Origin of the sequence: Anatilimnocola floriformis, assembly GCF_024256385.1 — a bacterium.
GTDB classification, from domain to species: Bacteria; Planctomycetota; Planctomycetia; order Pirellulales; family Pirellulaceae; genus Anatilimnocola; species Anatilimnocola floriformis.
In genome coordinates, this window is sequence record NZ_JAMLFW010000001.1 from 3,531,900 (window position 1) to 3,555,548 (window position 23,649).

At 58.8% G+C, this 23,649-nt stretch carries 23 protein-coding genes; 12 read left to right on the forward strand and 11 right to left on the reverse strand.

Features of this window, described 5'->3' with window-relative positions:
• Nucleotides 1-11 precede the first annotated feature (11 nt).
• Nucleotides 12-1,205, forward strand: coding sequence for a leucine-rich repeat domain-containing protein (locus M9Q49_RS13535; protein WP_254509289.1), 1,194 nt, complete (start codon nt 12-14; stop codon nt 1,203-1,205).
• A gap of 136 nt (nt 1,206-1,341) precedes the next feature.
• On the opposite strand, the gene M9Q49_RS35750 is transcribed toward M9Q49_RS13535, so the two are convergent.
• On the reverse strand, nt 1,342-1,977 hold the full coding sequence (locus M9Q49_RS35750) for a BMC domain-containing protein (RefSeq protein WP_315861175.1): 636 nt from the start codon (nt 1,975-1,977) through the stop codon (nt 1,342-1,344).
• A 162-nt stretch (nt 1,978-2,139) separates the two neighbouring features.
• Nucleotides 2,140-2,604, reverse strand: coding sequence for a hypothetical protein (locus M9Q49_RS13550; protein WP_254509290.1), 465 nt, complete (start codon nt 2,602-2,604; stop codon nt 2,140-2,142).
• A 129-nt stretch (nt 2,605-2,733) separates the two neighbouring features.
• On the opposite strand from M9Q49_RS13550, the gene M9Q49_RS13555 reads away from it, so the two are divergent.
• A complete protein-coding gene (locus M9Q49_RS13555) occupies nt 2,734-3,348 on the forward strand; it encodes a DUF502 domain-containing protein (RefSeq protein WP_254509291.1) in 615 nt (204 codons plus the stop codon).
• On the opposite strand, the gene M9Q49_RS13560 is transcribed toward M9Q49_RS13555, so the two are convergent.
• Nucleotides 3,331-5,292 carry an ABC transporter ATP-binding protein gene (locus M9Q49_RS13560; RefSeq protein WP_254509292.1) on the reverse strand — a complete coding sequence of 654 codons (1,962 nt, stop codon included), beginning with the start codon at nt 5,290-5,292 and terminating at the stop codon, nt 3,331-3,333. The two genes, M9Q49_RS13555 and M9Q49_RS13560, sit on opposite strands and share 18 nt — an antisense overlap.
• 311 nt (nt 5,293-5,603) lie before the next feature.
• On the opposite strand from M9Q49_RS13560, the gene M9Q49_RS13565 reads away from it, so the two are divergent.
• The 3 genes from M9Q49_RS13565 to sigJ all read left to right on the forward strand — a co-directional run bounded on the left by M9Q49_RS13565 (nt 5,604) and on the right by sigJ (nt 8,555).
• Nucleotides 5,604-5,855 carry a hypothetical protein gene (locus M9Q49_RS13565; protein WP_254509293.1) on the forward strand — a complete coding sequence of 84 codons (252 nt, stop codon included), beginning with the start codon at nt 5,604-5,606 and terminating at the stop codon, nt 5,853-5,855.
• 506 nt (nt 5,856-6,361) lie between these two features.
• Nucleotides 6,362-7,687 (forward strand): phytoene desaturase family protein, encoded by a 1,326-nt coding sequence (locus tag M9Q49_RS13570; RefSeq protein WP_254509294.1) that lies wholly within the window; start codon nt 6,362-6,364, stop codon nt 7,685-7,687.
• Nucleotides 7,680-8,555, forward strand: coding sequence for an RNA polymerase sigma factor SigJ (gene sigJ, locus M9Q49_RS13575; RefSeq protein WP_254509295.1), 876 nt, complete (start codon nt 7,680-7,682; stop codon nt 8,553-8,555). Before M9Q49_RS13570 ends, sigJ begins: the two co-directional genes overlap by 8 nt.
• Before the next feature lie 266 nt (nt 8,556-8,821).
• Here the strand turns inward: sigJ and guaA are convergent, their stop codons facing one another.
• Complete coding sequence (gene guaA, locus M9Q49_RS13580; protein WP_254509296.1) at nt 8,822-10,408, reverse strand: glutamine-hydrolyzing GMP synthase; 1,587 nt, start codon at nt 10,406-10,408, stop codon at nt 8,822-8,824.
• A 536-nt stretch (nt 10,409-10,944) separates the two neighbouring features.
• Between guaA and M9Q49_RS13585 the strand changes: the two genes are divergently transcribed.
• From M9Q49_RS13585 to M9Q49_RS13595, 3 genes are all read left to right on the forward strand, one after another.
• Nucleotides 10,945-11,262 carry a hypothetical protein gene (locus tag M9Q49_RS13585; protein WP_254509297.1) on the forward strand — a complete coding sequence of 106 codons (318 nt, stop codon included), beginning with the start codon at nt 10,945-10,947 and terminating at the stop codon, nt 11,260-11,262.
• A 108-nt stretch (nt 11,263-11,370) separates the two neighbouring features.
• Nucleotides 11,371-11,811, forward strand: coding sequence for a RidA family protein (locus tag M9Q49_RS13590; RefSeq protein ID WP_254509298.1), 441 nt, complete (start codon nt 11,371-11,373; stop codon nt 11,809-11,811).
• Nucleotides 11,812-12,143: 332 nt separating this feature from the next.
• On the forward strand, nt 12,144-12,311 hold the full coding sequence (locus tag M9Q49_RS13595) for a hypothetical protein (protein ID WP_254509299.1): 168 nt from the start codon (nt 12,144-12,146) through the stop codon (nt 12,309-12,311).
• A 302-nt stretch (nt 12,312-12,613) separates the two neighbouring features.
• Here M9Q49_RS13595 and M9Q49_RS13600 read toward each other — a convergent pair whose 3' ends face one another.
• Nucleotides 12,614-13,261, reverse strand: coding sequence for a hypothetical protein (locus tag M9Q49_RS13600; protein WP_254509300.1), 648 nt, complete (start codon nt 13,259-13,261; stop codon nt 12,614-12,616).
• A 305-nt stretch (nt 13,262-13,566) separates the two neighbouring features.
• On the opposite strand from M9Q49_RS13600, the gene M9Q49_RS13605 reads away from it, so the two are divergent.
• Both M9Q49_RS13605 and M9Q49_RS13610 read left to right on the forward strand, forming a co-directional pair.
• Nucleotides 13,567-14,379, forward strand: coding sequence for a protocatechuate 3,4-dioxygenase (locus tag M9Q49_RS13605; RefSeq protein WP_254509301.1), 813 nt, complete (start codon nt 13,567-13,569; stop codon nt 14,377-14,379).
• 183 nt (nt 14,380-14,562) lie between these two features.
• The gene (locus M9Q49_RS13610; RefSeq protein ID WP_254509302.1) at nt 14,563-15,825 is read left to right on the forward strand and encodes a beta-ketoacyl-[acyl-carrier-protein] synthase family protein; all 1,263 of its coding nucleotides are present in this window, start codon (nt 14,563-14,565) and stop codon (nt 15,823-15,825) included.
• 6 nt (nt 15,826-15,831) lie between these two features.
• On the opposite strand, the gene M9Q49_RS13615 is transcribed toward M9Q49_RS13610, so the two are convergent.
• From M9Q49_RS13615 to M9Q49_RS13625, 3 genes are read right to left on the reverse strand one after another with little or no spacing between them, the layout of a single operon-like run.
• Complete coding sequence (locus M9Q49_RS13615) at nt 15,832-16,479, reverse strand: response regulator (RefSeq protein ID WP_254509303.1); 648 nt, start codon at nt 16,477-16,479, stop codon at nt 15,832-15,834.
• Nucleotides 16,480-16,494: 15 nt separating this feature from the next.
• Nucleotides 16,495-18,063: a sensor histidine kinase gene (locus M9Q49_RS35755; RefSeq protein WP_254509304.1), complete on the reverse strand. Its 1,569-nt coding sequence runs from the start codon at nt 18,061-18,063 to the stop codon at nt 16,495-16,497.
• Nucleotides 18,006-18,566: a hypothetical protein gene (locus tag M9Q49_RS13625; protein WP_254509305.1), complete on the reverse strand. Its 561-nt coding sequence runs from the start codon at nt 18,564-18,566 to the stop codon at nt 18,006-18,008. Before M9Q49_RS13625 ends, M9Q49_RS35755 begins: the two co-directional genes overlap by 58 nt.
• A 222-nt stretch (nt 18,567-18,788) precedes the next feature.
• On the opposite strand from M9Q49_RS13625, the gene M9Q49_RS13630 reads away from it, so the two are divergent.
• Nucleotides 18,789-19,676: a DUF1559 domain-containing protein gene (locus M9Q49_RS13630; RefSeq protein WP_254509306.1), complete on the forward strand. Its 888-nt coding sequence runs from the start codon at nt 18,789-18,791 to the stop codon at nt 19,674-19,676.
• A 34-nt stretch (nt 19,677-19,710) separates the two neighbouring features.
• Nucleotides 19,711-20,142: a hypothetical protein gene (locus tag M9Q49_RS13635; protein WP_254509307.1), complete on the forward strand. Its 432-nt coding sequence runs from the start codon at nt 19,711-19,713 to the stop codon at nt 20,140-20,142.
• On the opposite strand, the gene M9Q49_RS13640 is transcribed toward M9Q49_RS13635, so the two are convergent.
• Genes M9Q49_RS13640 through M9Q49_RS13650 form a run of 3 tightly spaced genes read right to left on the reverse strand, consistent with a single transcriptional unit; the run spans nt 20,143 to nt 23,630 of the window.
• Nucleotides 20,143-20,694, reverse strand: coding sequence for an endonuclease V (locus M9Q49_RS13640; RefSeq protein WP_315861201.1), 552 nt, complete (start codon nt 20,692-20,694; stop codon nt 20,143-20,145). It lies immediately after the preceding gene.
• Nucleotides 20,691-21,875, reverse strand: coding sequence for a M24 family metallopeptidase (locus M9Q49_RS13645; RefSeq protein WP_254509309.1), 1,185 nt, complete (start codon nt 21,873-21,875; stop codon nt 20,691-20,693). The genes M9Q49_RS13640 and M9Q49_RS13645 overlap by 4 nt, the downstream gene beginning before the upstream one ends.
• A gap of 30 nt (nt 21,876-21,905) precedes the next feature.
• Entirely contained in the window at nt 21,906-23,630 is a 1,725-nt protein-coding gene (locus M9Q49_RS13650; RefSeq protein ID WP_254509310.1) for a DUF4340 domain-containing protein, read from the reverse strand.
• Nucleotides 23,631-23,649: the final 19 nt, after the last annotated feature.

Here is a 23,649-nt window from a genome sequence, read left to right on the forward strand (position 1 = left end):
AATTGGTCCTCATGTTGAGCCATTGGTCAGCTTTGACAGCATTTTGCGAGAAGCACAATTTAGGGTTTGGCGCCTTACCGCGCGCCTTCTTTCGATTTCGGCTGCGTACGTTGCTAATCGTGACAACACTGCTGGCGGTCATTTTGGGGATTGTTGGTAATTACTTGATTCATATCAGGACGCAATCGGCAATTGCGGCCCAGATCAAGGCTGTCGATGGCTGGTATTCGTTTGAAAATCGATACACCGGCATTTCCGGTACCGAGTTGGAATGGGATCGGTGGAACCGCGAACATTTTGGTGAGCATACCTTCCGGCACATTCGCGATGTCCATCTGTCGTCTGCAGAGGCGGACAACAAGGTGCTGCCGTTGCTCCATAGGTTGTCTCGGTTGGAAGCATTGGAGTTATCGCCAAAGGAGCTGATGGCGGAAAACTTGCGTCACGTTGCCCGCTGCCGGTCGCTGCGAACCTTGGTCATCTATCAAGAAGGCGAGTGCGCGAGTTTGCTCGAACTACGCCAACTTGCAAATTTGCGTCAGCTTTGGCTGCGAAACTCTGACGAAGGTCGGCTGCTCGAAATTAGCATGCTGCCACATCTGGAAGAATTATCGCTGAGATCGCCGCACACATCGCTCGCGGTGATCGCCGAGCTGAAACGACTACCAAAGCTGAAAACACTCGAGATCAGCAGTGCTGTCGATGTAGCCCAACCCGAAATCTGCACCATGCTTGTGGGGCTCGATCAGCTGGAAACGCTCGTCTTGGATAAGGTTGCGCTAAACTCGCATGATTTAAAAAAACTGACCGAACTTCCCCAGCTCCGGAAGCTCTTCTTATGCGAAATCCCCGAAGTAAATCATGAGTCCACGACCGTATTGCGACAGCTAGACAAATTGCAGTACCTGAGGCTGCCCAAGCATCTCACCGACGAAAGCTTAGCAGCCTTGGCCGGTATGCCTCAGCTCGAATTCCTGAATCTGAACGAGTCTGACATCACTGACGCGAGCATTCCGATGCTGCATCAGTTTCCGAAGCTGCGCGAGTTACACATCGTTAAGTCAAAGTTATCAGCCGACGGAATTATGAAACTCGCCGAGGGAAGTCTCATCCGCGAACTATGGGTGACTCGAAACATACTTTCGCAGCAGCAAGAAGATAAATTGCGCAGCCGCAAACCGCATATTTCCTTGAACGAGCAATAGAGAACTCGCAATCGGGGCGCAGATGATAGCGCGCGAAGAACGGATTGCGAGAGCGCTTACCGCGCATGCGGAACTGGCTGAACGCCAGTTCCGGGAATCTCAGAGACTGAGATTTCGACGAAGGGGTGCGACCACGTTACTTCGGCAACAGTGCCAGGACCGCAGCGCTCGGCCGGGCGATGACGTGGCCGGCGATCAGTTTGCCGAGGGCGCCAACTTTCGCGGTGCCAGCTTCGACGGCGGCCTTCACGGCGGCGACGTCACCCTTGACGATGACGGTGATGTAGCCACCACCGAGCTTTTCCTTGCCGAGCACTTCGACGTTGGCGGCCTTGCAGGCGCTGTCGATGGCTTCAAACACGGCCGTAAAGCCTTGCGTTTCGATAAAGCCCAGAGCAAAGGTATCGGCCATGGTTCTCTCCTGCGCGGTGATCACACCGAGCGCTTCATAGTTGGGATTTTTGACGGTGGGCTGCTGCAGCAGCGGACTGGATTCGATCGGGCTTTCGAGGGCCTTGAGGGCTCGCTCATCGGGCCGCGGCAGGACGGTGCCAACCGGCTTGCCGTTCATTCGCAGGGCCACTTCCTTGCCCGCTTCGATGGCCGAGGCGACCGCCGAAACGTCCCCCTTCACCTTCAGCACCATGCCCAGCCAGTCGTTCGACTCGGCTTGAACCAGCCGCACGCCGGCGGCTTTTTCCATGGCGTCGAGTGCAGCCATCGCCGGGGTGAATCCGGTGACTTCCAAAATGCCAAGAGCTTCGGCAGCCATAGGGAGGGTAGTGGTTGTAGGGAAAGTGGCGAACGGGCCGGCGGCGCTGCGACGAACGCAAAGCCGCCAGCAAACAGGCTCAGCCAGTATAGCTTGCGCAGTTTAACAGCGAAGGGCGGGAACGGCTTTTTGGCGGCAGAATTCGCCAGATTTGGCGGCTGATTACTGATTTTGCGACTGGTGCTGCTGAATCACGGCATGGACGAGCAGCATGACCTGCCCGGGAGAGGTGCCGGAATTGAGGGCCGTGGTTTCGCACAGCTGCTGCAGATTTTCGCCCTGGTTGAGACGCTCGAAGAGAGCATTTAAATGTGGCATGATCCGCTGAATGACGTCGTCGGTCAGCTGCGGCGGTGCGGCGCCGGGTGGAACGGCGGGCATGGTGAGACAGAAGGCATAGCGGCCGATGTTATTGAGCAGCAGAAACGGTGTGATGATCAGCGAGATGGTGCCCCACCAACCGAGGACTGCCGTCGTGCCGGTCATGCTCCAAAAATTGCTGTGGATGCACGACTTGCAGAGGTTGCCTTCGATCGATTTGGAAAATCGCATGACAAGCGCGCCGATGTTCTGATGAAACGACACGTACTTCGTGGGCGCTTCGACACCGCAAGCCTGGCAGATCATGACAACCTCTTTAGAGCGATAGATGCATCCGTTGCGGGTGAGTATATACTCCCCGGCAACTAGCTCAACGAAAATTTTTCGTTAAGGTGAAACGGAGTTCGCGGCTTCACTTACGGATCAAGGACCGGCATGTACATCATTCGCTCGCGCTCGCTTCGGCGAGTGATCAATTTTGTCAAATCGACGGTCGTCGGCGGCATCTTTGTCCTAGTGCCGTTGGTCCTGCTGTGCGTGGTGCTCGGCCAAGCCGCGACGTTCGCTTACGAGATCATCCACCCGGTCATTCTGCTGATGCCAGTGCACAACGCGAGCACGGTTTCGCTGGCGTTTGCGATCGCCATCTTGGTGGTCGTGCTGGTTTGTTTTCTCGCCGGGCTGCTCGCGCGAACGGCCGTTTCGCAGTGGTTCGTTGGTTCGCTCGAACAGGTGATCCTGACTTTTGTGCCGGGCTATGGCCTGATGAAGAGCATGGGCCAAGGTTGGGTCGGCATCCGCGGCGAAGAGCCCCATCAGCCGGTGCTGGTCCAGTTCGACGACTCTGCGCAAATCGGCTTTCTGATGGACACGCTGGCCGACGGCCGGCAGGTGATTTTCGTGCCCGATGTTCCCACGCCTTGGTCGGGCACGCTGGTGCTGATGGCTGCCGAACGCATCAGCCCGTTGCCGTTCAGCACCAAACAAGCGATCGACTGCCTGCGGCAACTTGGCGCCAATTCGAGCAAGCTTCTAAGCAAAATGCGGTGAGGGATTCACCGGCAGAGGAACCGCCGTCGAGTGACTCGGCGCATCGGGCGTGAGTTGCGATTCGACCATTTGCCGGTAACGACCGCTGCGAGCCATCAGTTCGGCGTGAGTGCCCGTTTCGGCGATCCGGCCCCCATCGAGCACGACAATCTTGTCGGCGCGAGCGATGGTGCTCAGTCGGTGGGCAATGACCAGCGAAGTGCGGCCGCGCATCAGGCGTTCCAGGCTTTGATGGATCAGCCGTTCGCTTTCGGTGTCGAGATTGCTGGTGGCTTCGTCGAGAATGAGGAGCCGCGGATTGGCCAGCAGTGCGCGAGCAATGGCCAGCCGTTGGCGCTGCCCGCCGCTCAGTCGCACGCCGCGCTCGCCGATCAGCGTGTCGTAGCCTTTCTCAAGATCGCGAATGAACTCATCGGCATTGGCAGCCACGGCGGCAGCGTGGATTTCTTCCGGCGAAGCACTCCGCGCGGCATAGCCGATGTTATCGCCAATCGTGCCGTCGAACAAAAACACATCCTGCTCAACGATGCCCAGCAGGCCGCGATAGTCCTCGACCGGCAGTTCGCGCAGATCGACGCCGTCGAGCAAGATGCAGCCGCGCGTCGGATCGTAGAACCGCGCGACGAGGTTGCACATCGTCGTCTTTCCCGCGCCGCTACGGCCGACGAGCGCGACCACGGTTCCTGGTTCGATCTGCAGATTTACTTCTTCCAATGCTGCGTGCGGCGCCGTTGGATACTGAAAGGTCACGTCGCGAAACTCAATCGCACCGCGAACTGCTTCTGCTTTGAGCGAAGTTGTCGGCGGCGTGTGTTCCGTTTCGAGCGGTTCCTTCAAAAGGTCAAGCACGCGATCGAGTCCGGCGAGATTGTTTTGAAATGTCGTAGCGCTATTGGCGAGCACCTCGAGCGGCCCAAGGAGCATCGTGAGATAGACGAGGAACATCGTCACATCGCCGATCGTCAGCCGACCTTGCAGGACTTGCGAGCCGCCATAGATGAGGAGCGAAATGGAAGCCAGCGGAATGATCAGATCCCAGATCAGTTCGATGACTCGCGTCCACCACCAAACGAAGAGTTGCTGCCGCGCCATCAGGTGGTTGTTCGTGACGTAGCGCTGCGTTTCGCTCCGCTCACGGCCATAAGTGCGGACAATGCGAATGCCGCCAAAGGCTTCCGTCGTCGAACCATCGATTCCTTGCCGCAGGTTGCGAATGTCTCGATAGAGTGGCCGAATGCGGCTGATCCAAGTGCGATGCGTGAGATAAACGGCGGGAAGGAGCGCCAGGCCACCGAGCGTCATTCGCCAATCGACCCACGTGAGCACGAGCAGACTGCCGATGAGTTGAATCACCGCGCGCCAGGGGTTGTAGAGCATGCTGAAGACGAGTTCGGAAATGCCGCCGGCATCGTCGCGCAACAGACTCGCCGCGCCACCGGATTTTAATTGATAGACGCGATGCAACGGCAAACGAACCGCGTGCGCAAAGACCTGCCGACGAATCGAAGCGTGCAATCGCTGGACAGTTTTGGTTGCCAGGTAACGGCCACTCAACGAAATGGCGGTCGCCACGAGCGACACGCCGACGACGAAAGCGCCAACGAGATACAGCAGCTGATAGCGATCGGCCGGCAGTCCCCACTGACTGCTCCACGCGGGCAGTGGTTTCTGCGTGAGAATGTTGTCGATCACGAGCTTCGTCGCCAGCGGCGGCACCAAACCGAGCAACGTCGCGATCGTCAGCGTGCCGAGAGCAAACACAATGGCGCTGCGATGTCCGGCGAGCAGATTGAGAAACTCGCGAAAGAGCTGATTGAAGTTTCGCGACCGCGGCTTTTTATCTTTCTTGTCATCATCCTCATCGGCGGGGGAATCGCCCCGATTGCGGGCCTGCACCTTGCGCCGATACTCGACAAACCGCTGACTGCTGCTGGTGCTCGACATTTACTGATCCGTAGCTTTGCTGAAATCTCTGACAGATTTCATCATACGCACACGGGCTTGCGAGCGTCCGGGAGTAGCATCATTGCTGCAGCAACATCGCTGGCGACACCTTGACGCATTCGCGCACGGTTTTGCCGCGGTGACACTATTACGAATCTTGAATCTTCGCTGAAATTGCTTGATTGCGGGTTCTACAATCTCTAAAATCACGAGCCTTGTCTTTGGTCAGGATCGGCAGAGGCGTGCGATAGGATTTCACGCTGATTTGATTGACCACCTCTCTGGTAAGAAGTGCGTGACGGAGCCCGCAAATGGCAATGAAGAACTTTTTCTATCAAGAATGCCCCGTGTGTGGTCGGCATTTGCGCGTCCGCATCGAGCACCTCGGCCGTCAGCTCGCCTGCACCCACTGCCAAGGGAGCTTCGTCGCCCGCGATCCCGAAATTCCTGCTGCTCCCGCGCCCGAAGCTCCCCCAGCGCTCGCTGCAGGTACACAGTCCGACTCGCTTTCGTTTCCAGAGCTTGAGTTGCGCTCCGAGATTCAAATCGGCCTGCCTCGCTGATTGTCGCAGTCTCGGCTTTTGCCGGTCTTAACCGCTCTGAACTCGCTCGCTAGCTGCTGCTGGCAAATTCGCCACTGTTAAACCTTGCCGGTGCGCGACACTCTGGCGCTTGCGACGCGCCTGCCGCTTGTACCGCTGGTTCCGGCTGTGCCGGGCGTAGGGGCCGCTCTCAAAATCATGGTTGTGCGGCCGGCACCCGGCCGATTCCTATGTGTACCGGCGAACTGGTTGCCCGCTTGCTTCGCCGGCCCCACCAACACATAGCCCACCCCTCGCTCGGCAACCGGTCATCGGCCGGTGTATCGACTATCCCCGTGTCGATCATTGCTTGAGCACCTGTGAAGGCTCGGTCGTTCCCCGCGACCGAGCCTTTTTCTTTTCTTGCCTAACGATTTCTTTGGCAGCGATTTCTTTGGCAGCGATTTCTTTGGCAGCCCGTGTCACAAATGGCGCGCGGGGTTCGTCTTCATTTCCGGAAGCACAACTTTTGGAAAGGGAGACCAGACATGTTCAATTCTCAACAGGAAACCAAGCGAACCGACGTCGCCGTCGTCGGCGGCGGTTTGGCCGGAATGATGGCCGCCACGAAACTGGCCCGCGCAGGAAAGTCGGTCGTCTTACTCGAGCAGAGTAAGCACCTCGGCGGCCGTGCGGCGACCAATGATGTGTCGAGCGTTCAATTCAATCTCGGGCCTCACGCGCTGTATTGTCATGGCCATGCGTTTCGCTTGCTCCGCGAAATGGAGGTGCCATTTAGTGGACACTTTCCCAATCCGGGGACGGGGCTCGCTGTCTATCGAGAACGCAACTATCGCCTGCCGCGCGGCTTCAAAGACTTGCTGCTGACGGGATTGCTCAGCTGGCGCGATAAATGGCGGCTGTCGTCGTTCTTCAGCGAGTTGCCGAAAATCGATACGAGCTCACTGCAATCCACCAGCGTGCGCGAGTGGGTCAACGACCGCTTCGGCCGCGGCACGTTGGCGGAATTCCTCTGCACGATGTTTCGTCTGACGAGTTATGCCGCCGACATGGAGCATTACTCGGCCGGCGCCGCGCTCGATCAGTTCATCATGGGCCTGGGCAACGTGTGGTACATCGATCACGGTTGGCAGACGCTGATCGACAACTTGCGAGCCGTTGCCGTAACCGCTGGTGCGAAGGTTCGCTCGGCCGCGCACGTGGTTGCTGTTCGGCCCGATGCGAATGGCGTGAGCCTGCAACTGACGAATGGCGAAATGCTTTCCTCCGGCGCTGCGGTGCTCGCCGTTGGTCCGCAGAAAGTCGCCGAGCTGCTCGCGCTGCCGAAGGAACATTCGCTCTCACAGTGGACGGCGAATGCCCGGCCCGTTCGCGCGGCCTGTCTCGATATCGCACTCACGAAACTACCACGGCCGCAGCATCGATTCGCGCTGGGCGTTGATCATGCGTATTACTTCTCGGTCCACTCGGCGGTTGCCGAACTTGGCCCGGAAGGTTTGGCAGTGATTCACGTCGCGAAGTATCTATCGGCGGGTGAATCGGGTCCCGTGATCGAACAGGAACTGGAGAAGTTTCTCGACCAGGTGCAGCCGGGTTGGCGAAGCCTGGTTCACACGCGGCGCTACTTGCCGTCGATGCTCGTCGCGCCGGATGTGCCGCAGGCAGCAGTGGGCGGACTGAAGGGCCGGCCTGCCGTCGATGTGCTGGGAACTCCCGGCGTGTTTGTCGCCGGCGATTGGGTTGGCCCGCGCGGCCAACTCGCCGATGCCTCGGCTGCGAGCGCCGAAGAAGCCGCCGACCGCGTGTTACAATTTCAACCGAAGCCCGCTCCAGCGAAGTTGCAATATGCCTGAACTCCTGACTGATTTCGAAGAGCAGCGCGACCATTTGTCGCGCCTCGCCTATCGCATTCTCGGCACGCGCGCCGATGCCGACGATGTGCTGCAGGAAGCGTTTCTCCGCTGGAACCGCACGGAGCGCGACGACGTTCGTTCGCCGCGGGCATTTCTCTCGACGATGGTCACGCGGCTGTGCATCGACCGTCGGCGCGAGATCGAGGCCCGCAAGGAAACGTATGTCGGGCCGTGGTTGCCGGAGCCGATTGTGGAATTCGACCTTGGCCATCCGGAGCCTGTGGAAATGGCCGAAACCGTCTCGCTTGCGCTGCTGCACGTGCTGGAATCACTCTCGGCGGCCGAGCGGGCCGCGTACTTGCTGCGCGTGATGTTCGATTACGACTACAGCGAGATCGCGCGGATTCTCGAGAAGTCGGAACCGACTTGCCGGCAACTGGTCAGCCGAGCCCAAGCGCACGTGCAAGCCGAACGGCCGCGCTTCGAAGCCTCGGCCGACGATGTGCAGCGGATCACCGATCAATTCCTCTCGGCTTGCTCGACGGGCAATCTCGATGGCCTCGTGCAATTGCTGCACGACGACGCCGTGATGCTCAGCGATGGCGGCGGCAAAGCCACAGCGGCCCTGGCGCCGATTCTTGGCGGCGATCGCATCGGCCGGTTCTTCCTCGGCATCTTCCGCAAAATGCCGGCGAACGCACGCGTGGCCCTCTGTCGCGTCAACGGCATGCCCGGCTATGCGATGTATGCCGATGACAAGCTGGCCACGATCATGGCAACCGACATTCGCGACGGCCGAATCCAGCGCATCTTCATGATCCGCAACCCGGATAAGCTCGCCCGGGTCAGCTCAAATGCTCCGGCGTAAACCAGGAAGCTTGGCGAGAATACGCCGACGCTGCGAACTGGGCAAGGAATCTGAAGAACCTTGCAACCCACCCATTAGTGGGTGTTATAAAAGGTTATACGAGAATCGCAGTTATTCGGCGTAACCTATTCAACAATAGATCGTTACATCGCAAATGAAAAGCAATAACCTGTTATAATATAACCCAGGGCTCCGTTGCCTGGAGATGACGAACGGAGCCTGTCGCCGCTGCTTGGCCGGACCAATGGTCTGACCTACGAAGAAAGCTATTCCCACTCAATCGTCGCTGGTGGTTTGCTGCTGATGTCGTAGCACACGCGGTTCACGCCCTTCACCTCGTTGATGATCCGCGTGCTGATGCGGGCCAGCACTTCGTACGGCAGGTGAGTCCAGTCGGCGGTCATGAAGTCATCGGTGTTCACGCAGCGGAGGGCGACCGTGTTTTCGTAGGTGCGGGCATCACCCATCACGCCCACGCTTTGCACCGGCAGCAGCACCGCGAAAGCCTGCGAGGTGGTTCGATACAGCCCCGCCGCCTTGATCTCTTCGATCATGATGGCGTCGGCTTCTCGAAGCACATCGAGCTTGGGCCGCGTCACTTCGCCGAGGCAACGAACCGCCAGGCCAGGGCCCGGGAAAGGATGCCGCCAGACAAGATCTTCCGGCAAACCGAGTTCGAGCCCGAGGCGGCGAACTTCATCCTTGAACAAATCACGCAGCGGTTCGACCAGCTTAAAACCTAGCTCGGCTGGCAAGCCACCGACGTTGTGATGCAGCTTGATCGTCGCGGCGGGACCATCGACGGCGGCGCCGCTTTCGATCACGTCAGGATAGAGTGTTCCTTGAGCAAGGAACTCGACATCTTTGATCTTCGACGCTTCGCGCTTGAAGCAATCGATAAACGAATGGCCGATGCGGCGACGTTTTTCTTGCGGTTCGGTGATGCCCGCCAGCGTCTGCAAAAACTCCGCTTCTGCTTCCACGACATGCAAGTCGGTTTTGAAGTGCCCGCTGAACTCAGCGATCACGGCGGCCTGTTCGTCTTTGCGCAGCAAACCATTGTCGACCAGGATGCACGACAGCTGCGAGCCAATCGCTTGATAGAGCAGCGCTGCTGTAACGGCCGAATCGACACCGCCACTCAAGCCGCAGATCACTCGGCCATTGCCGATTTGATCGCGCATCTTTTGGATGGTTTCGCGAGCAAAGTCACCGAGCTTCCACGCGCCGCTGCAGCCGCAGACGTTCATCAGGAAGTTGTGCAGGATGTGACTCCCCATCGGAGTGTGCGTCACTTCCGGGTGGAACTGCATCGCATACACCGGCAGCGAACGATGCCGCACGGCAGCGATGGGGCAAGTGCTTGTCTTCGCCAGCGGAATGAAATCGTCCGAGACGCGGCTGACTTGATCGCCGTGGCTCATCCAGACATCGAGCGAAGCCGGCACGCCGGCAAACAGATCGCCATGCTCGGTGATCTGCACGCGAGCCCGGCCATATTCGCGGGCTGGCGCTGAGTCGACCTTGCCCCCGAGGGTATCGCACGCGAGCTGCATGCCATAGCAAATGCCGAGGACCGGAATGCCCAGCTTGAAGAGTTCCGGGTCGCACTTGGGCGCGCCGGGCTCGTACACGCTGTTTGGTCCGCCCGAAAAAATCAGCCCTTTCGGATTGTGCTTTCGCACCTGCTCCGCGGTGATATTGTGGCGAACGATTTCGCAGTAGACATGATTCTCACGAACCCGCCGGGCGATCAATTGGGCATATTGCGACCCAAAATCCAGCACCAGCACCCGTTCGGCCGCAATACCCGGAACGCCGGGCAAACCCGCGGCGGAAGAAGTGGTAGACATCGGCACCCATCAAAATCGAGGAATGGCGAGCAATTCGGTATTGTAGCAACGCAGCGGCGGGCGCTTAGGGGGCATCGAACGGGCCGCGGCAGAAGGAGATCCAGGCGTTGCCAACGAATCTCAGATTCGCGGTCCGGGAGTTTTTGGCGAAGGCAGGCTCCGCGTTCGTCGCTGCGATGGGGGGCTTGTCGGCATGACGGGCAACCGCAATTTTCTCGGCGGTGAATTTTGACGACTCCGTTGCAAGATGACAAAGGTTGTCTTGCATCCTCTGCGCCAAAACCGCACAGCGAACAAAATTCTGCTCATTTGATTATTAGAGGATCAAAATTACAGGCGGAATGTAAAGGTATTTGAATGATCAAACGGTTCTAACCCAATTGCTCCTCGCGTTCCGTTTGAAGGGACTTGTGTGCAGCTCCCTCGCCACAGCTGATTGCTCTTATATGCCTACCACCCGATTGACCAATAGACCGAGTCGCTGCTTGCTAACTACTGTGGATTAATTACCCGTATCACGTTGGAGTATTAATCAAATGGTCCGCAAAGCTAACTCTGGTAACAAATCCGCCGCCATCCGCGACTACAAAGCTGCGAATCCAACCGCCAGCCCGAAAGAGATCGCCGAAGCATTGGGCAAATCCGGTTTTGAAATCTCTGCTCAATTCGTCAGCACCGTGTTGTCTAACGCCAAGAAGAAAGGCGGCAATATCGGCAAACGAGGTCGCAAGCCAATGGCAGTTCCCGTCGACAGTCTGCAGCAACTTATCCAGGTGAAGAAGTTCGTGGATCAGATCGGCGGGTTGGAAAGGGCGCGGGCCGCGGTGGATGCGCTGTCGCAGATCTTGGGCTAGTACGAATGTCGTGGCAAAGGTCAGGGACGGAGTGCCGTACCTGACCTGCGTGGACTTGCTTTACAATGCGTTGCGCATTGGTCCCGATTCATTCATAGAAAGTCCGCCATGACTCCCACCGAAAAAGCTCAGTCGCTCGGCATCACGTTTACCGAGCAGGCACCTGGTTACCTCAACATGTGCATCAAGACCGGCAACCAGCTGATGACCTCGGGTCACGTGAGCGATACCAAGGGCGTGCTCGGGACCGGCTTGACCGTGGATGAGGGCTACAAGGCGGCCCGCGAGTGCGCGGTGAAGATTCTCCGTTCGGTGCATCAAGCCCACGGCACGCTGAACGGCTTGCGTGTGCTCAAGGTGCTCGGCTGCGTCTATTCGGCGCCGAGCTTCACCGACCAACACCTGGTAATCAACGGCGCATCGGACCTCTTCCACGAAATCTTCGGCAAGACCACCGACGGCTATCACGCCCGCTCGGCGCTTGGATTCGCCGCACTGCCGACTGGTGCGGCTGTTGAAGTGGAAGCGATTTTTGAGATCAAGAGCTGATCGTTCTCCCGGCGACTCTTCCATGATTCCGCTACGTAGAGCGGAATTATGAGACAGCCGAAGAGCGTGTACACGCCGAACCAGATCAAGTGGCAATAGCGAAGGTGCATCCCGCTGGTTGTGTGCGTGAGCCCGTTTTGGATGCAGTATTCTAGGTTGTAGGCCAAAACGCTCGTTGTAAACGCGTAGCCGAGCGCGAGGGCCAGCAGCGTGTGCCAGGGATTCAGCTTTTGCGGCTGCGGCGGTTTTCGCGGAGTGAGAAGTTGGTAGTACTGCTCCGCCCATTTTGGTCCGAATTCAGCTTGCTGCTCCGCCGTTAGAAACTGGCTGCAATGCTCGACGATGGCTGCGCGCTCAGATCCTCGCCGCGAGAACCAGCCCAAGCGAATCGTGGCCGTCTGAGCTCCGGCGCGCAATTTGATTTGATTTCGAAACTCATCAATGCAACCGCCTACGATCTCGGGTTCGATGAGCAAGATATTCCGCCGCCAGGTTTTTAATCGCACAGCTCCAGGGAGCAGGTGCAACTCGAAAGCAAGCCTGGAGCGTAAGAGCAATTCCATTCCAACGGTGCCAACGACCCACATTCCGCTGAGCCACAGCAAAGCGCGCAGGCGTTCTACGGGCGTCTGTGCCTGAGTGCCAAAGGCGACGCTGGCCGCGATTAGAGCGACATAAGCACTAAAGATAAGTTGCGCATTCCAGCGCATCCCCGGATGCTGCCTGAGAAGTTCGTCGAAACGAAGTTGGCGGCCGTGAGACATGCGAGGTTGTGGTTGAATGCGGAACTTGCTGTTCGAGGTTAATCGTTAACGAGCTTCTTCGCTGGTCCCGGCAAGCAAAAATGGCATCGTGTCAAACCGCCGAAGAAGAGGCAGGCCACGAGCCAGCCCGCGTAGGCCCAACGCAAATGATGTCCCTGCGGACCAGTCGTAGCACCCTGGGCGACGACATATTCGATGTAGCTCATCAAAACGACCGAGCCGATCGCAAACACGATCGTATAGAAGACAAGCAGGTGATAAGGATTCGTCGGTTTTCGGCAAGTTAGCAACCTGTGATAGCGAGTTGACCAATCCCTGCCGAATTCAGCTTGTTGTTCGTTCGTCAGAAATTGGCTGCAGTGCTCGACGATCGCGGCCCTTATTCTTCGATCGGTAAACCAACCGAGACAGATCGTCGCTCGCTTCTTCCCCTCGCGGAGCGTGATTTCGTCAGTTAGCCGAATTCGACCACCGACAACTTCAGGTTCGATGAGCAATTCGTCGCGCCACCAGGATTTGAGGCGGACTCCGCCCGGCAGAAGTTGCAGCTCGAAGCTCTGCGAGAACCTCATCGACAGTTCGGTAGCCACGCCTACGAGCACCCACAGGCCGCCAATCAGCACGAGCAACGGCTCTTTGGGGGCTTCTCTTCCGGGGGCGGCCTCGCAAAAGAGGATGACCGCCATCAAAGCACCGCACATGCAGTGAAAGAAGAGAGGCACCTGCCAGCGAGAGGCAGGATCTCGTCGCAGGGCGTGATCTAGCCGGATTTTTCGACCAAATGACATGCAGTTGGATTCGCTCCGCACTGCCGATTCTTGTAACATCCGCGTCACGAATTCGTCCCAGAAGAGAATCAGCCCCTAGAATGTGGCTGTCCCACACGGCTTGCCGTAATTCGCCAGCGAAGTGCAATTTTGCGATACTTGCCGGCGTTGGGATGGTTCACTCCGTTGCTGGATCGTATTGTCTCCCCACTCACGAGGCCCTTATGAATCTCGATCTCTTTTCCTCGCGGCGGCGTTTTTTGGCTCAGTCGGCGTTTGCGGCGGCGATGTTTGCCACGCCCGGGGCGTTTGCTGCCGAGTTGCAACCCACGGCAGGAATGATGGAAGGGCCCTTCTATCCCGATAAGCTGCCCCTCGACACCGACAACGATCTGCTGATTATCAACGATGCCATCACCCCGGCCGTCGGTGAGATCACGCACCTGCAGGGGACGATTGTCGATTCGTCGGGCGAGCCGATTCGCAACGCGTTCATTGAAATCTGGCAGGTCGACAACAGCGGCGCTTATCTCCACTCCGGCACCGATAACTCCGCCAAACGCGATAAGAACTTTCAGGGTTACGGCCGCTTTCTGACCGACAGCAAAGGTGGCTACTACTTCCGCACGATCAAGCCGGTCGCCTATCCAGGCCGCACCCCGCACATTCACGTCGGCGTGAGCCGCGGCGGCAAACGGGTCTTTACCTCGCAGCTCTTTATCGACGGTCATGCCGGAAACGCCCGCGATGGTTTGTATCGCAGTCTGGATGCTGCCGGCCAGAAGTCGGTGACTACGGCGTTTACGCCGATCAAGGGTTCGAAATTCGGTGAACTGCTGGCCAATTTCGATATCGTGCTTGGTCGCACCGCGACCGAACCGGAAGCAGCCGACGCGCTGAAGGGCGTGGGCAAATCGGATCGCGACAGCGGCGGTGGTCGTCGCGGTCCTGGACCGGGTGGCCCCGGCGGACAAGGCCCAGGTGGACCTGGTGGTCCTGGCCCTGGCGGCCCCGGTGGTCCGCCGCGCCGGCAGTAAGAAATGCAAAATGCAGATCGCAGAATGCAGAATGTGTCGAAAATAACGGCATTCTGCGTTCTGCATTCTCACTTCTGCATTCAGTTCTGCCTTTCGCGCATTCGCCCCCTCGGTTATGCTAGGTGGTTTGAACGAAGTAACACGTACCTAGCGGGTCTGCACCGCACAACACGACGTTAGGCGATGAAACGCGAAGCGGTGATCACGGGCATCGGGATGGTGAGCCCGATTGGCATTGGTCGGGATGCGTTCTGGGCTGCGCTCGAAGCAGGTCAGAGCGGCATTCAACTCGTTCCGGCGCTCGCCGATGCTCGCGAGGTTCCGCTCCGCCTCGCTGGTCTCTTTACCGACTTCGACGCCAAGCAATACGTGCAGCCGCGGAAGACCATCAAGGTGATGTGCCGCGAGATTCAAGCGGCTTATGCGGCGGCCATCATCGCCATGCAGGATGCCGCGCTCATCAAGGATCAGTTCGATCCGCAGCGGATGGGCGTCGTTCTCGGCAGCGAAATGTTCTACGGCGACATGGATGAGCTGCTCGACACCTATCGGCACTCGATGCACGACGGCGTGTTCGACGCGGGCGATTGGACGCCGAACGCGATGAAGGACTTGTTTCCCCTCTGGATGCTCAAGTACCTGCCGAACATGCCGGCCTGCCACATCGGCATCGTCAACGACGCCCGCGGTCCGAACAATACAATCGTGCAGGGCGGCACGTCGAGCCTGCTGGCCATTCAAGAAGCGGCGATGGTCATCGAACGCGGCCATGCCGACGTGATGCTCACCGGTGGCAGTGGCGCCCGTGTTACCTTCAGTGGCGCACTGTTCCGCGGCTGGAAACATCTCAGCACATGGCAGGGACCACCAGCGGAAGCCCTCAAGCCGTTCGACCGCCGTCGTGACGGCAGCTTGTACGGCGAAGGAGCCGGCCTGCTTGTGGTCGAGAGTCGCGAGCACGCCGAGCGCCGCGGTGCAAAGATTCTGGCCCGCATTGCCGGCTTTGCGAGTCGCAACGAACCAGGCACCTGCGGTCGAGTGGTGACAGGCGCTGCCATTCGTTCGTCAATCAATGCCTCGCTGAAATCGGCTGGCTTGTCGAAGAGTGATATCGGCCATGTGAATGCAAACGCCGGCGGCCTGATCGATGGCGACCAGATCGAAGCCCAGGCAATTCACGCGGAACTGGGCAATATTCCCGTTACCGCGCCGAAGAGTTACTTCGGCGATCTCGGCGGCAGCAGCGGCGCGGTGGAATTGATCGCCAGCGTTCTCGCCCTGCAGCATGGCCGGGTGCCGCGAACGCTCAATTATCAAGAGGCCGATCCCGCTTGCCCGGTGAACGTCGTGCGCGATCAATCGCTGGCGGTGGAGAAGAAGTCTGCCCTGATTCTCAGCCAGAATGAATTCGGCGGCGCAGCGGCCATGGTCCTCGCCGGCGAATAAGGCGAATCACACCAAGCCATCGCGCATGGCCGCCGCCACCGCGGCCGAACGGTTGTTGACGTGCAACTTCTGATAGATGTTGCGCAAGTGCGAATCGACGGTATGCGTGCTCAGGTCGAGCTTGCCCGCGATTCCCTTCTTGGTTAACCCTTCCACGACGAGCCGCAGCACTTCTTGCTCGCGTTCGCTGAGCTCTTCGTCGGCAGGCTTCTTGCGCTGATTCGTCAGGGCATCGAGCACTTTGCGGGCGATGTCGGGGTTCATCGATGCGCCGCCGGCCGCTACTTCGCGAACCGCTTCTTCCACCCGGTTGATCGAAGAGGTTTTCAGCAAATAACCGTCGGCGCCAGCACAGACGGCTTGAAAGACGCGCTCGTGATCGTCGAATACGGTGAGGATCACTACTTTCGCCGCCGGCGCAAGCTGCTTCAGCTTCGGCAAACCAGCGATGCCACTCACGCCGGGCAGACCGATGTCGAGCAAGATGACGTCGGGCTTGGCTGGTTGCTCCAGCTGCGCGAAGGCCGCTTCCAGGCTCGGGAAATCGGCCGAGCAATCGATGCCGGCCAGAGTTTCCATCGAACGCCGGAGGGTGCGGCGAAATCGCTCGTTGTCTTCGACGAGCCAAACGCGAACTGGTTTGTCATTGCTCATGCTTTGCTCCCGCAATCACTTTAGCGGCACGCGCAATTGAAAGGCCGCGCTGTCGCCAGCGGCCGAAGTCACCTCCAGCGCGCCACCGAGTTCCTCGAGTCGTCGCCGCACGCTTTGCAGCCCCAGCCCGCCGCCGCGATTCGGCGACTCACCAAAGCCGCGTCCATCGTCGCTGAGATCGATGACGAGCGTCTTTCGCTCAACCCCGATTGCCATCTTCACTTCCTGAGCACCAGCATGCTTGGCGATATTGTGCAGCAATTCCTTGAGCGACAAAAAGACATTTCGCCGCCAGACGAGCGACACACGCTGCGCCGGCAAGTTGTCGGCACATTGCAATTCGAACTCTTGCTGCGGCAGCAACCGCGGCGCGATTTGCCGCAACCGCACGATGAAGTCCTGCAGACTCGTTTCGCGTGGCCCCATGATCCAAATGATGTCGCGCATCGCATCGCCGGTTTCCACGGCAATTTCGCGAATCTCCCGCACCGTTTCAACTTGCTCAGAAGACAGCGGCTGACTGGCGAGCGACTCGCACAGGAGTGCGATCGTTCCCAGATTGCTGCCGATGTCGTCATGCAGGTCGCTCGCGATCTGCGTGCGCAGCCGAGCGGTTTGTTGGCGGTGGGCGAGTCGCAAGCGAAAGTGATAAGCGCCCGCCGTACCCACGACCACCGCGAGCAACGAACCACTGCCGAGCAGAAAACGTTGCCAGATCATTTCCGCAAGTTTTGCGACTTCGCTTTGAATGTCGCGCGAGCGCAATTCCAGGGTGCGACGTTCTTCGATTAGCGACAGCCATTCCGGTAGCTCGATCAATTCCCGCCGACTGTCGAAGCCATCGGTTGCATAGGCCAATCCCCACCGCTTGCCGTGGTCACGATCGACGCTGCTCGCCGTCACCGGTTTCCCCGCCGCAACGTTCTTGCCGCCCGCATACACTTCCACCTCGGCTAGCGCGAGCACATAAGGCTGGCTACGGGTATCGTGACGCACCACACGCAGCCGAACATAGCGAGCCGATATCGGGTCCACCGGCAACTCGGTGCGAGGATCTGTGGCATGCAGGCTGGGCGGACTCGGCGAAAAATAAGCCCGTGATCCAACCGGCACCACGAGCGCGCTGTGCAACCAATGTCGCAACTCGCCGCGCGAAAAATCATAGATCGGCTGCGGTTCGGGATCGTCCTTTCCTCGCAGCAGTTCCAGCACAAAGCTCGACGGAAATCCCCAGCCCGGTGCATCGGGCTGATCCTGCGGCCGGGCGGGATACATTCGCACTTCATCGATCGGCAACACTTCGCCCAGGTCGATCTCCAGCCAGGCCGGTTCATCCACCTTTTCGTGCGGCGCCGACAAATAACCATCGGTCGGGCTGACCGTCAAACCGCTGGGACTCGGCAGCGCGGAAATTGCATCGACAAGATAGGTCGCACTCCACCGCAGATCGGTTTCGATCGCACCTGATGAAGCGACCGGCCGCCAACAGGCCAGGTTGCGATTCTGCCCGATCACCATCAGCTCGCTCAGTGCGAAAAACCAATTGCCGTCGTACGAGGCGAGCTTGGAGCATGTGACACGCACGTAGCGCGCGGAAACCTGCGTGGTAGAAATGAGTAGCGGATAACCGGCGCGCTCTTCCACGACATCATTGCGCGAATCAAACAGCACTGAGATTCGCGGCAATCAAAATCCTGCGCCGCTTCGACGCGAAACTCGGCGGGAAAACCGAACGCCGGCATGCGTTGGTCTTCGACCTGCACGCAGGCCGGAATCAGCGCGATTTGTTCGATCGGCATGTTAGCGCCCAGGTCGACTTGCACCCACTGCACTTCAGCGGGCGACTTGGCATAACGGCTGTGAAATCCCGCGCGCAGATTGTATTGCAGATCGAGTTTCGGCAACCGCGACAGCCGTTGCTGGATCTGGTCATTGTCGCCGAGCAAGTTCCGCACAGTCGGACTGAACGTTCGCGAGAATCGCTGCGCGATATTGGTCGAATTGGACTGAGCGAACGCGACATTGCCCCCACAACAGAGCAGCAACGTAGCGCCGAGTGTTACGAAATCTAGCTGCGGCCTGGTCATGAGAGAGATCGCTACCGCGGAGAGAGGAGCCGCGAAAAGCTGCAAACGCAGCGTTTTTCGCTGGGTTTCATCATACGGGACGCGCGAGTGATTTGCAGATCAGCCCTTTGGGAAAAAATATTGGCGGCAGTCACGCAAACGCGTGATTGGTCATTTCTGGGGGAGTTCTACATTTAAAAGCATCAGATCGAACTTTGTACTTTCTCTTCCTCGGAGTTTGCCATGCATCGGTCCTCTCCCTGCCGTCGCGGTTTTACACTCGTCGAGTTGCTGGTCGTGATCGCCATTATCGGTGTGCTCGTCGCGTTGCTTCTGCCAGCGGTGCAAGCCGCTCGCGAAGCGGCCCGTCGTGCTCAATGCTCCAACAATATCAAGCAGATGGGCCTGGCTCTGCACAATCATCACGACACCCGCGGCGCACTCCCCGGCAATGGTTTCTTTGCAGGCACGGCTGGCCTTGCGTTTCACGTGCACATTTTGCCATACATCGAGCAGACCTCGCTGTATGAGAAGTTCGCGATTCAAGAGAGCTATAACAGCGCGACGAACCAAGCGAACAAGAACGGGATGCCGAAGTTTTATCGCTGCCCCAGCCAGATCATGTTGAAAGCGACCGGCGCCGATGCGGGTTGGGACTGCGTGGGCTACGTCGGCAACATGGGGCCGCACGGCAATATTCCGGGCACGACTTCGCCCTATGAGTGGACTTCGAATGCCTCCACGGGTGGTTACTCGAAACAAGGCGTGCTCGGGCCGGGCGCGGGTGTGTCGTTCCGTGAAATTACCGATGGCACGAGCAATACGATCATGGTCGGCGAACTGTCGTGGGGGAAAGCTGCCAACGCTACGTTCTATCGTGGTTGGAATCGCGGCTGCGGAAACGACTCCAGCACGTATGGCTGCACCAGTTGCAAGAACATCGCCAACAGCATCAACAATCAGGCCACGGTGAATGCCGGCACCGATGTCGCCATGGGAAGCCATCACCCGGGCGGCGCTCAGTTCGGCATCGTCGATGGCAGCACGCGGTTCATCACCGAGAGCGTTGACCTCACCGTGCTCTACAGCAGCTCGAGCCGCGACGGCGGTGAAGTGCGGGTCTTCGAATAATCTTCAAATCCATCAGCAGACGGAGAATAAACAAATGAAAACGGCTTCTTCTTTTTCCTGGCTCATTGCTCTTGCGTTGCCGTTGCTCCTGACGGGCTGCGGTCAGAGCGGTCCGAAAACGTATCAGGTCAGCGGCCTGGCGACGTTCGCCGGCAATCCAATTCCGGATGGTTGGGTGATCTTCACGCCGAACAGCGCCGAGCAAAACTCCGGCCCGCAGGGACGGGCTCGCATTCAAAGCGGCAAGTTCGACACGCGCGTCGAAGGTGGCAAAGGAGTCACCGGCGGACCGACCATCGTGCGAATCGAAGCCTACGACGGAAACGGCAACGACGCAGCGCTCAATGGCGCGCCGATCATGGCTCCCTATGAAATGAGCGTCGATCTGCCGAAGCAAAAGACCGCGCAGGACTTTGAAGTTCCCGCGACCTGGGCTCGTCAGCGGTTTACGATGCCCCCTCCGTAGTTACTGGGGAGTTGGATTTGGTTGCCGCGCGAGTTGATCGACGCGGCGCAGCAGATCAGGAATGCGATAGGGACCGGCCATCTGCCGAATGTATGCAGCCGCCAGAGCAGCTTCGATGCCGACAGTCGTGATGAACAGCGGCGACTGACTTTCGCCGCGGAGAATCGAAACCGGCGCGGCGCCATGGAAGGCCGTTTTTGCCACGCCGATGATTGGTGTCTGGTTGGCAAGTGCATCCCACAGATGCCGGCCCAATCCAGGGCGGTCGCCCAGATCGACGAAGCCGTCAATCAGGATGGCTTCCAGCGGCGATTGAGTTTCTTTCAGCACCGCGAGCAAGCAAGGCAACTCGCGGCGGAAAAATTCGCCAGGAACGTACGGCTGCACGTGCTCGCAAAGAATGGTGTGTTCTGCGATCGACGAAGCTGCGGACCATTCGCGAAAGACCACGGCAGCAGCCGTGGCTTGCTGTTTTTCATCCGCGTACTGAACGTCAAGGGCAGCGATCATGCTGGTAACGACGCGCGATTGACGCAGTGGGTTCGCTGTTATCGCAGAATTGGCACCACGCTGGTTTGCAGCTCACCGCCGGTGACGTGCACCTGGTAGTTGGCGTCGACAAAGACATCGACTTCGCTGCGGACGCCGAACTCGGGCAGGTAAATGCCGGGTTCAATCGAGAAGCAACAGCGCGGCAGGACCAGGCGGTCCTCGCGCGTTTCCAGGCCGTCCATATTCGCGCCGTTGCCGTGAACTTCCTGGCCGATACTGTGGCCGAGGCGGTGAACGAAATAGTCACCATAGCCGGCGGCAGTGATAACTTCGCGGGCGGCAGCATCGACCTGCCAACCAGCGAGAGGGTCGCGGCGACCGACGTGATCGTGAACCTTGGCGATCGCAGCATCGCGAGCAGCGGCGACGATTTGAAAAATCTTCTCGTACTTCTCGGGCACCGTGGTTCCGACAAAACCAACTCGCGTAAGATCGCTATACACAGCCCGTGGCTGATTCAGCTTCGCCCAGAGATCGATCAAGACGAAATCACCCTCGCGAATCGCAACATCGGTGGCCGCGCACGTTTCGAAGTGAGGATCGCCGCTGTGAGCGTTCGCGCCGACGATCGGCGGATGATAGGTCGTCAACCCGTGCTCGGCGAAGTGATCCATGATGAGCTGTTGGACGGCAGTCTCACGCACGCTGCCGTGCGAGCGCACTTCACTGGCGATGAATTGCCACGCGCGGTCGTAGGCGCTGTTGGTATGCTTTGCCGCTTCGAGATGCATGCGCCATTGATCGTCGTCCCAGGTGGCTTCGAAGAGCTGGATGAGATTGCCGGAGGAAACGACTTCGGCGCCGGCAGCACGGACTACTTCGAGCGTGCCGGCATCGACTCGCGATATGTACGGATTGCAATTGCGAGGCGAATACTCCATCGCAATCCGTTTGCCCTGCGACGCGAGCTGCGTGACACCGGCGTCCCACTCCTGCCATTTCAGATAGATGGTTTTATCGCCCGGCAGATGATCGAGCATCGCCGATTCGATGCGATGCACGAGCTTGCGAGGTTCACCGCTGGCCGGGATGAGATAATGCCAGCGGCGAGAGCCCATCGTGTCATCGGGAATGCCCAGGATCCGCCGCGCGAGAATGTTGCTGCCGCGAAAATCGCCGAGCAACCAAGCGTCGAAACCAAACTCGCGAAGTGCGGCTTGGATTGCGGGAATATTGGGCATGGGTGAGCCGAAAACTTGGGTAACCGGCAACTAAGGAGCAAAGCCCCGCATGCCAGCTGGATTGAAACCGCCGGGACCGCCCATGCCAGGGGCACCAGGACCGCCGCCGGGGTTGCTCGGAATGATCTGCTTAATGCCGTCGGTCTCGAGCTTGCGGAAGGCGTCGATGCCGTAGCCTTCGTCCTTCGCACCGCTGGCTTCCTTGATGATGTCGGCCCGGCTGAGGTGGACCTTCTTGTACACATCTTCCGAGATGACGTAATACCAATCGGCGAAACGAGCATTGAGTTCGTTAACGCGGCCGGTCGCCTTCTTCTTGCGATCTTCCCACTCTTCCATCTTGCGGCGGTTTTCCTTGCGGATCTTGTCGATGGCGGCTTGAGCCGGATCGACCATCGGCGGCGGGCCCGGCTTGGGAGTATCCGTCTTCGGCGGATCTTGCACCGTCGTTGCGGGCGGCGGATCTTTCGGGCCGTCAACTTTGGGCTCTTCGGCCTGGTCTGCACCGCCACCACCCGACTTGTTTTCGGCTGGCTTGGGTGCTTCTGGTCCGGCAGGTTCGGGTTGCAGCGTCGGTGTGGTGAGAACGTCCGGGGCCAGCTGAGCACTGACGAACAAATAACGGTTGAGTTGCCCCTTCACCACGCTGGCTTCATCGCTGGAGACATTGCCGAAGCGGAGGACGTATTGCACGCCGTCCTTCATGTCGATGATGACTTCGCCATTGGCGGACGCGATCTCCAGCTTGCCGTCTTTTTCGCCGGTCGGGAAAAAGCCGAGCTCTTGCAGAGAGACCAAGCCGTCGCGGTTGTTCATCAGCTCCTGACTGATCGTCAGGGTGCTGTCGATGCCGGCGGGCTTGCGCTTGACGTTGACGATTTTCAGATCGTCGAGGGCGGTCTTTAGTTCATCGAGCTTCGTCTTGTTGAGCTCTTCTTGCTCTGTCACACCATCGGGAACGGCTTTGCCTTGGGCGTAGCGCTGAAGTTGTTCGAGCTTCCAGATGCCGAGCTCGGGGTTCCAGGCAACGGCAGCTTCCATGCGTGGGAAGATGCCGTAGCGGCCGTCACCTTGCGGCGAAAGGACGTTGTAGTCCTTGAGCGTCACCTTGCTGACGTCGAGAGCGTTGAGCTGCAGCAGATCCTTTTCGATCCACTGATCGAACTCTACGGGGAGCTTCGTCATGTCGATATCGGCCACCCAGACCACGTCTTCGCCTGGCTTGCGGACAAACCGCTGAACCGAAGTTCCCGTGTCACCTTCGGCGGCGGCCTTTTTGCCGACGATCAGCTTGAAGATGTCGTCACCCTTCTTATCACGCACCAGAACCAGCTCACCAACGCCTTGGTCACCAGCCTTGGTCTGTCCCTTCACCGGCTCCACCACGCCGTACAGTTGATGGTCTTCAGCAACTTCGCTCGCCACGCCGATCGACTTGAGATCGATGAGAGTGGAAGCGACATCTCGGAGCCGATCTTTCGCATCGGCGGGGTAGTTCGATTGCGAGGGGATTGCCCAGCGGCCTTTAACTTCAGCCACTTCGAATTCTTGCATTTGGCCGAGCTTCTCATCGAACTTCACGATCTTCAGGCTTTGGGCTGCAAGGGGATCTTTGAAGTCGGGGAAAAGAGTCGCGCCAACCTTTGGCCCCGGTGTGTCGGTGCCGCCAAGGTTGCTTCCCACCTCATAGGCCACCAACAGGCCGACCACTGCGGCAATGGCAACATGAATGATCGTGCGATTTTGTTCGTTCATGGGAGTAGGAGGGAGCTGG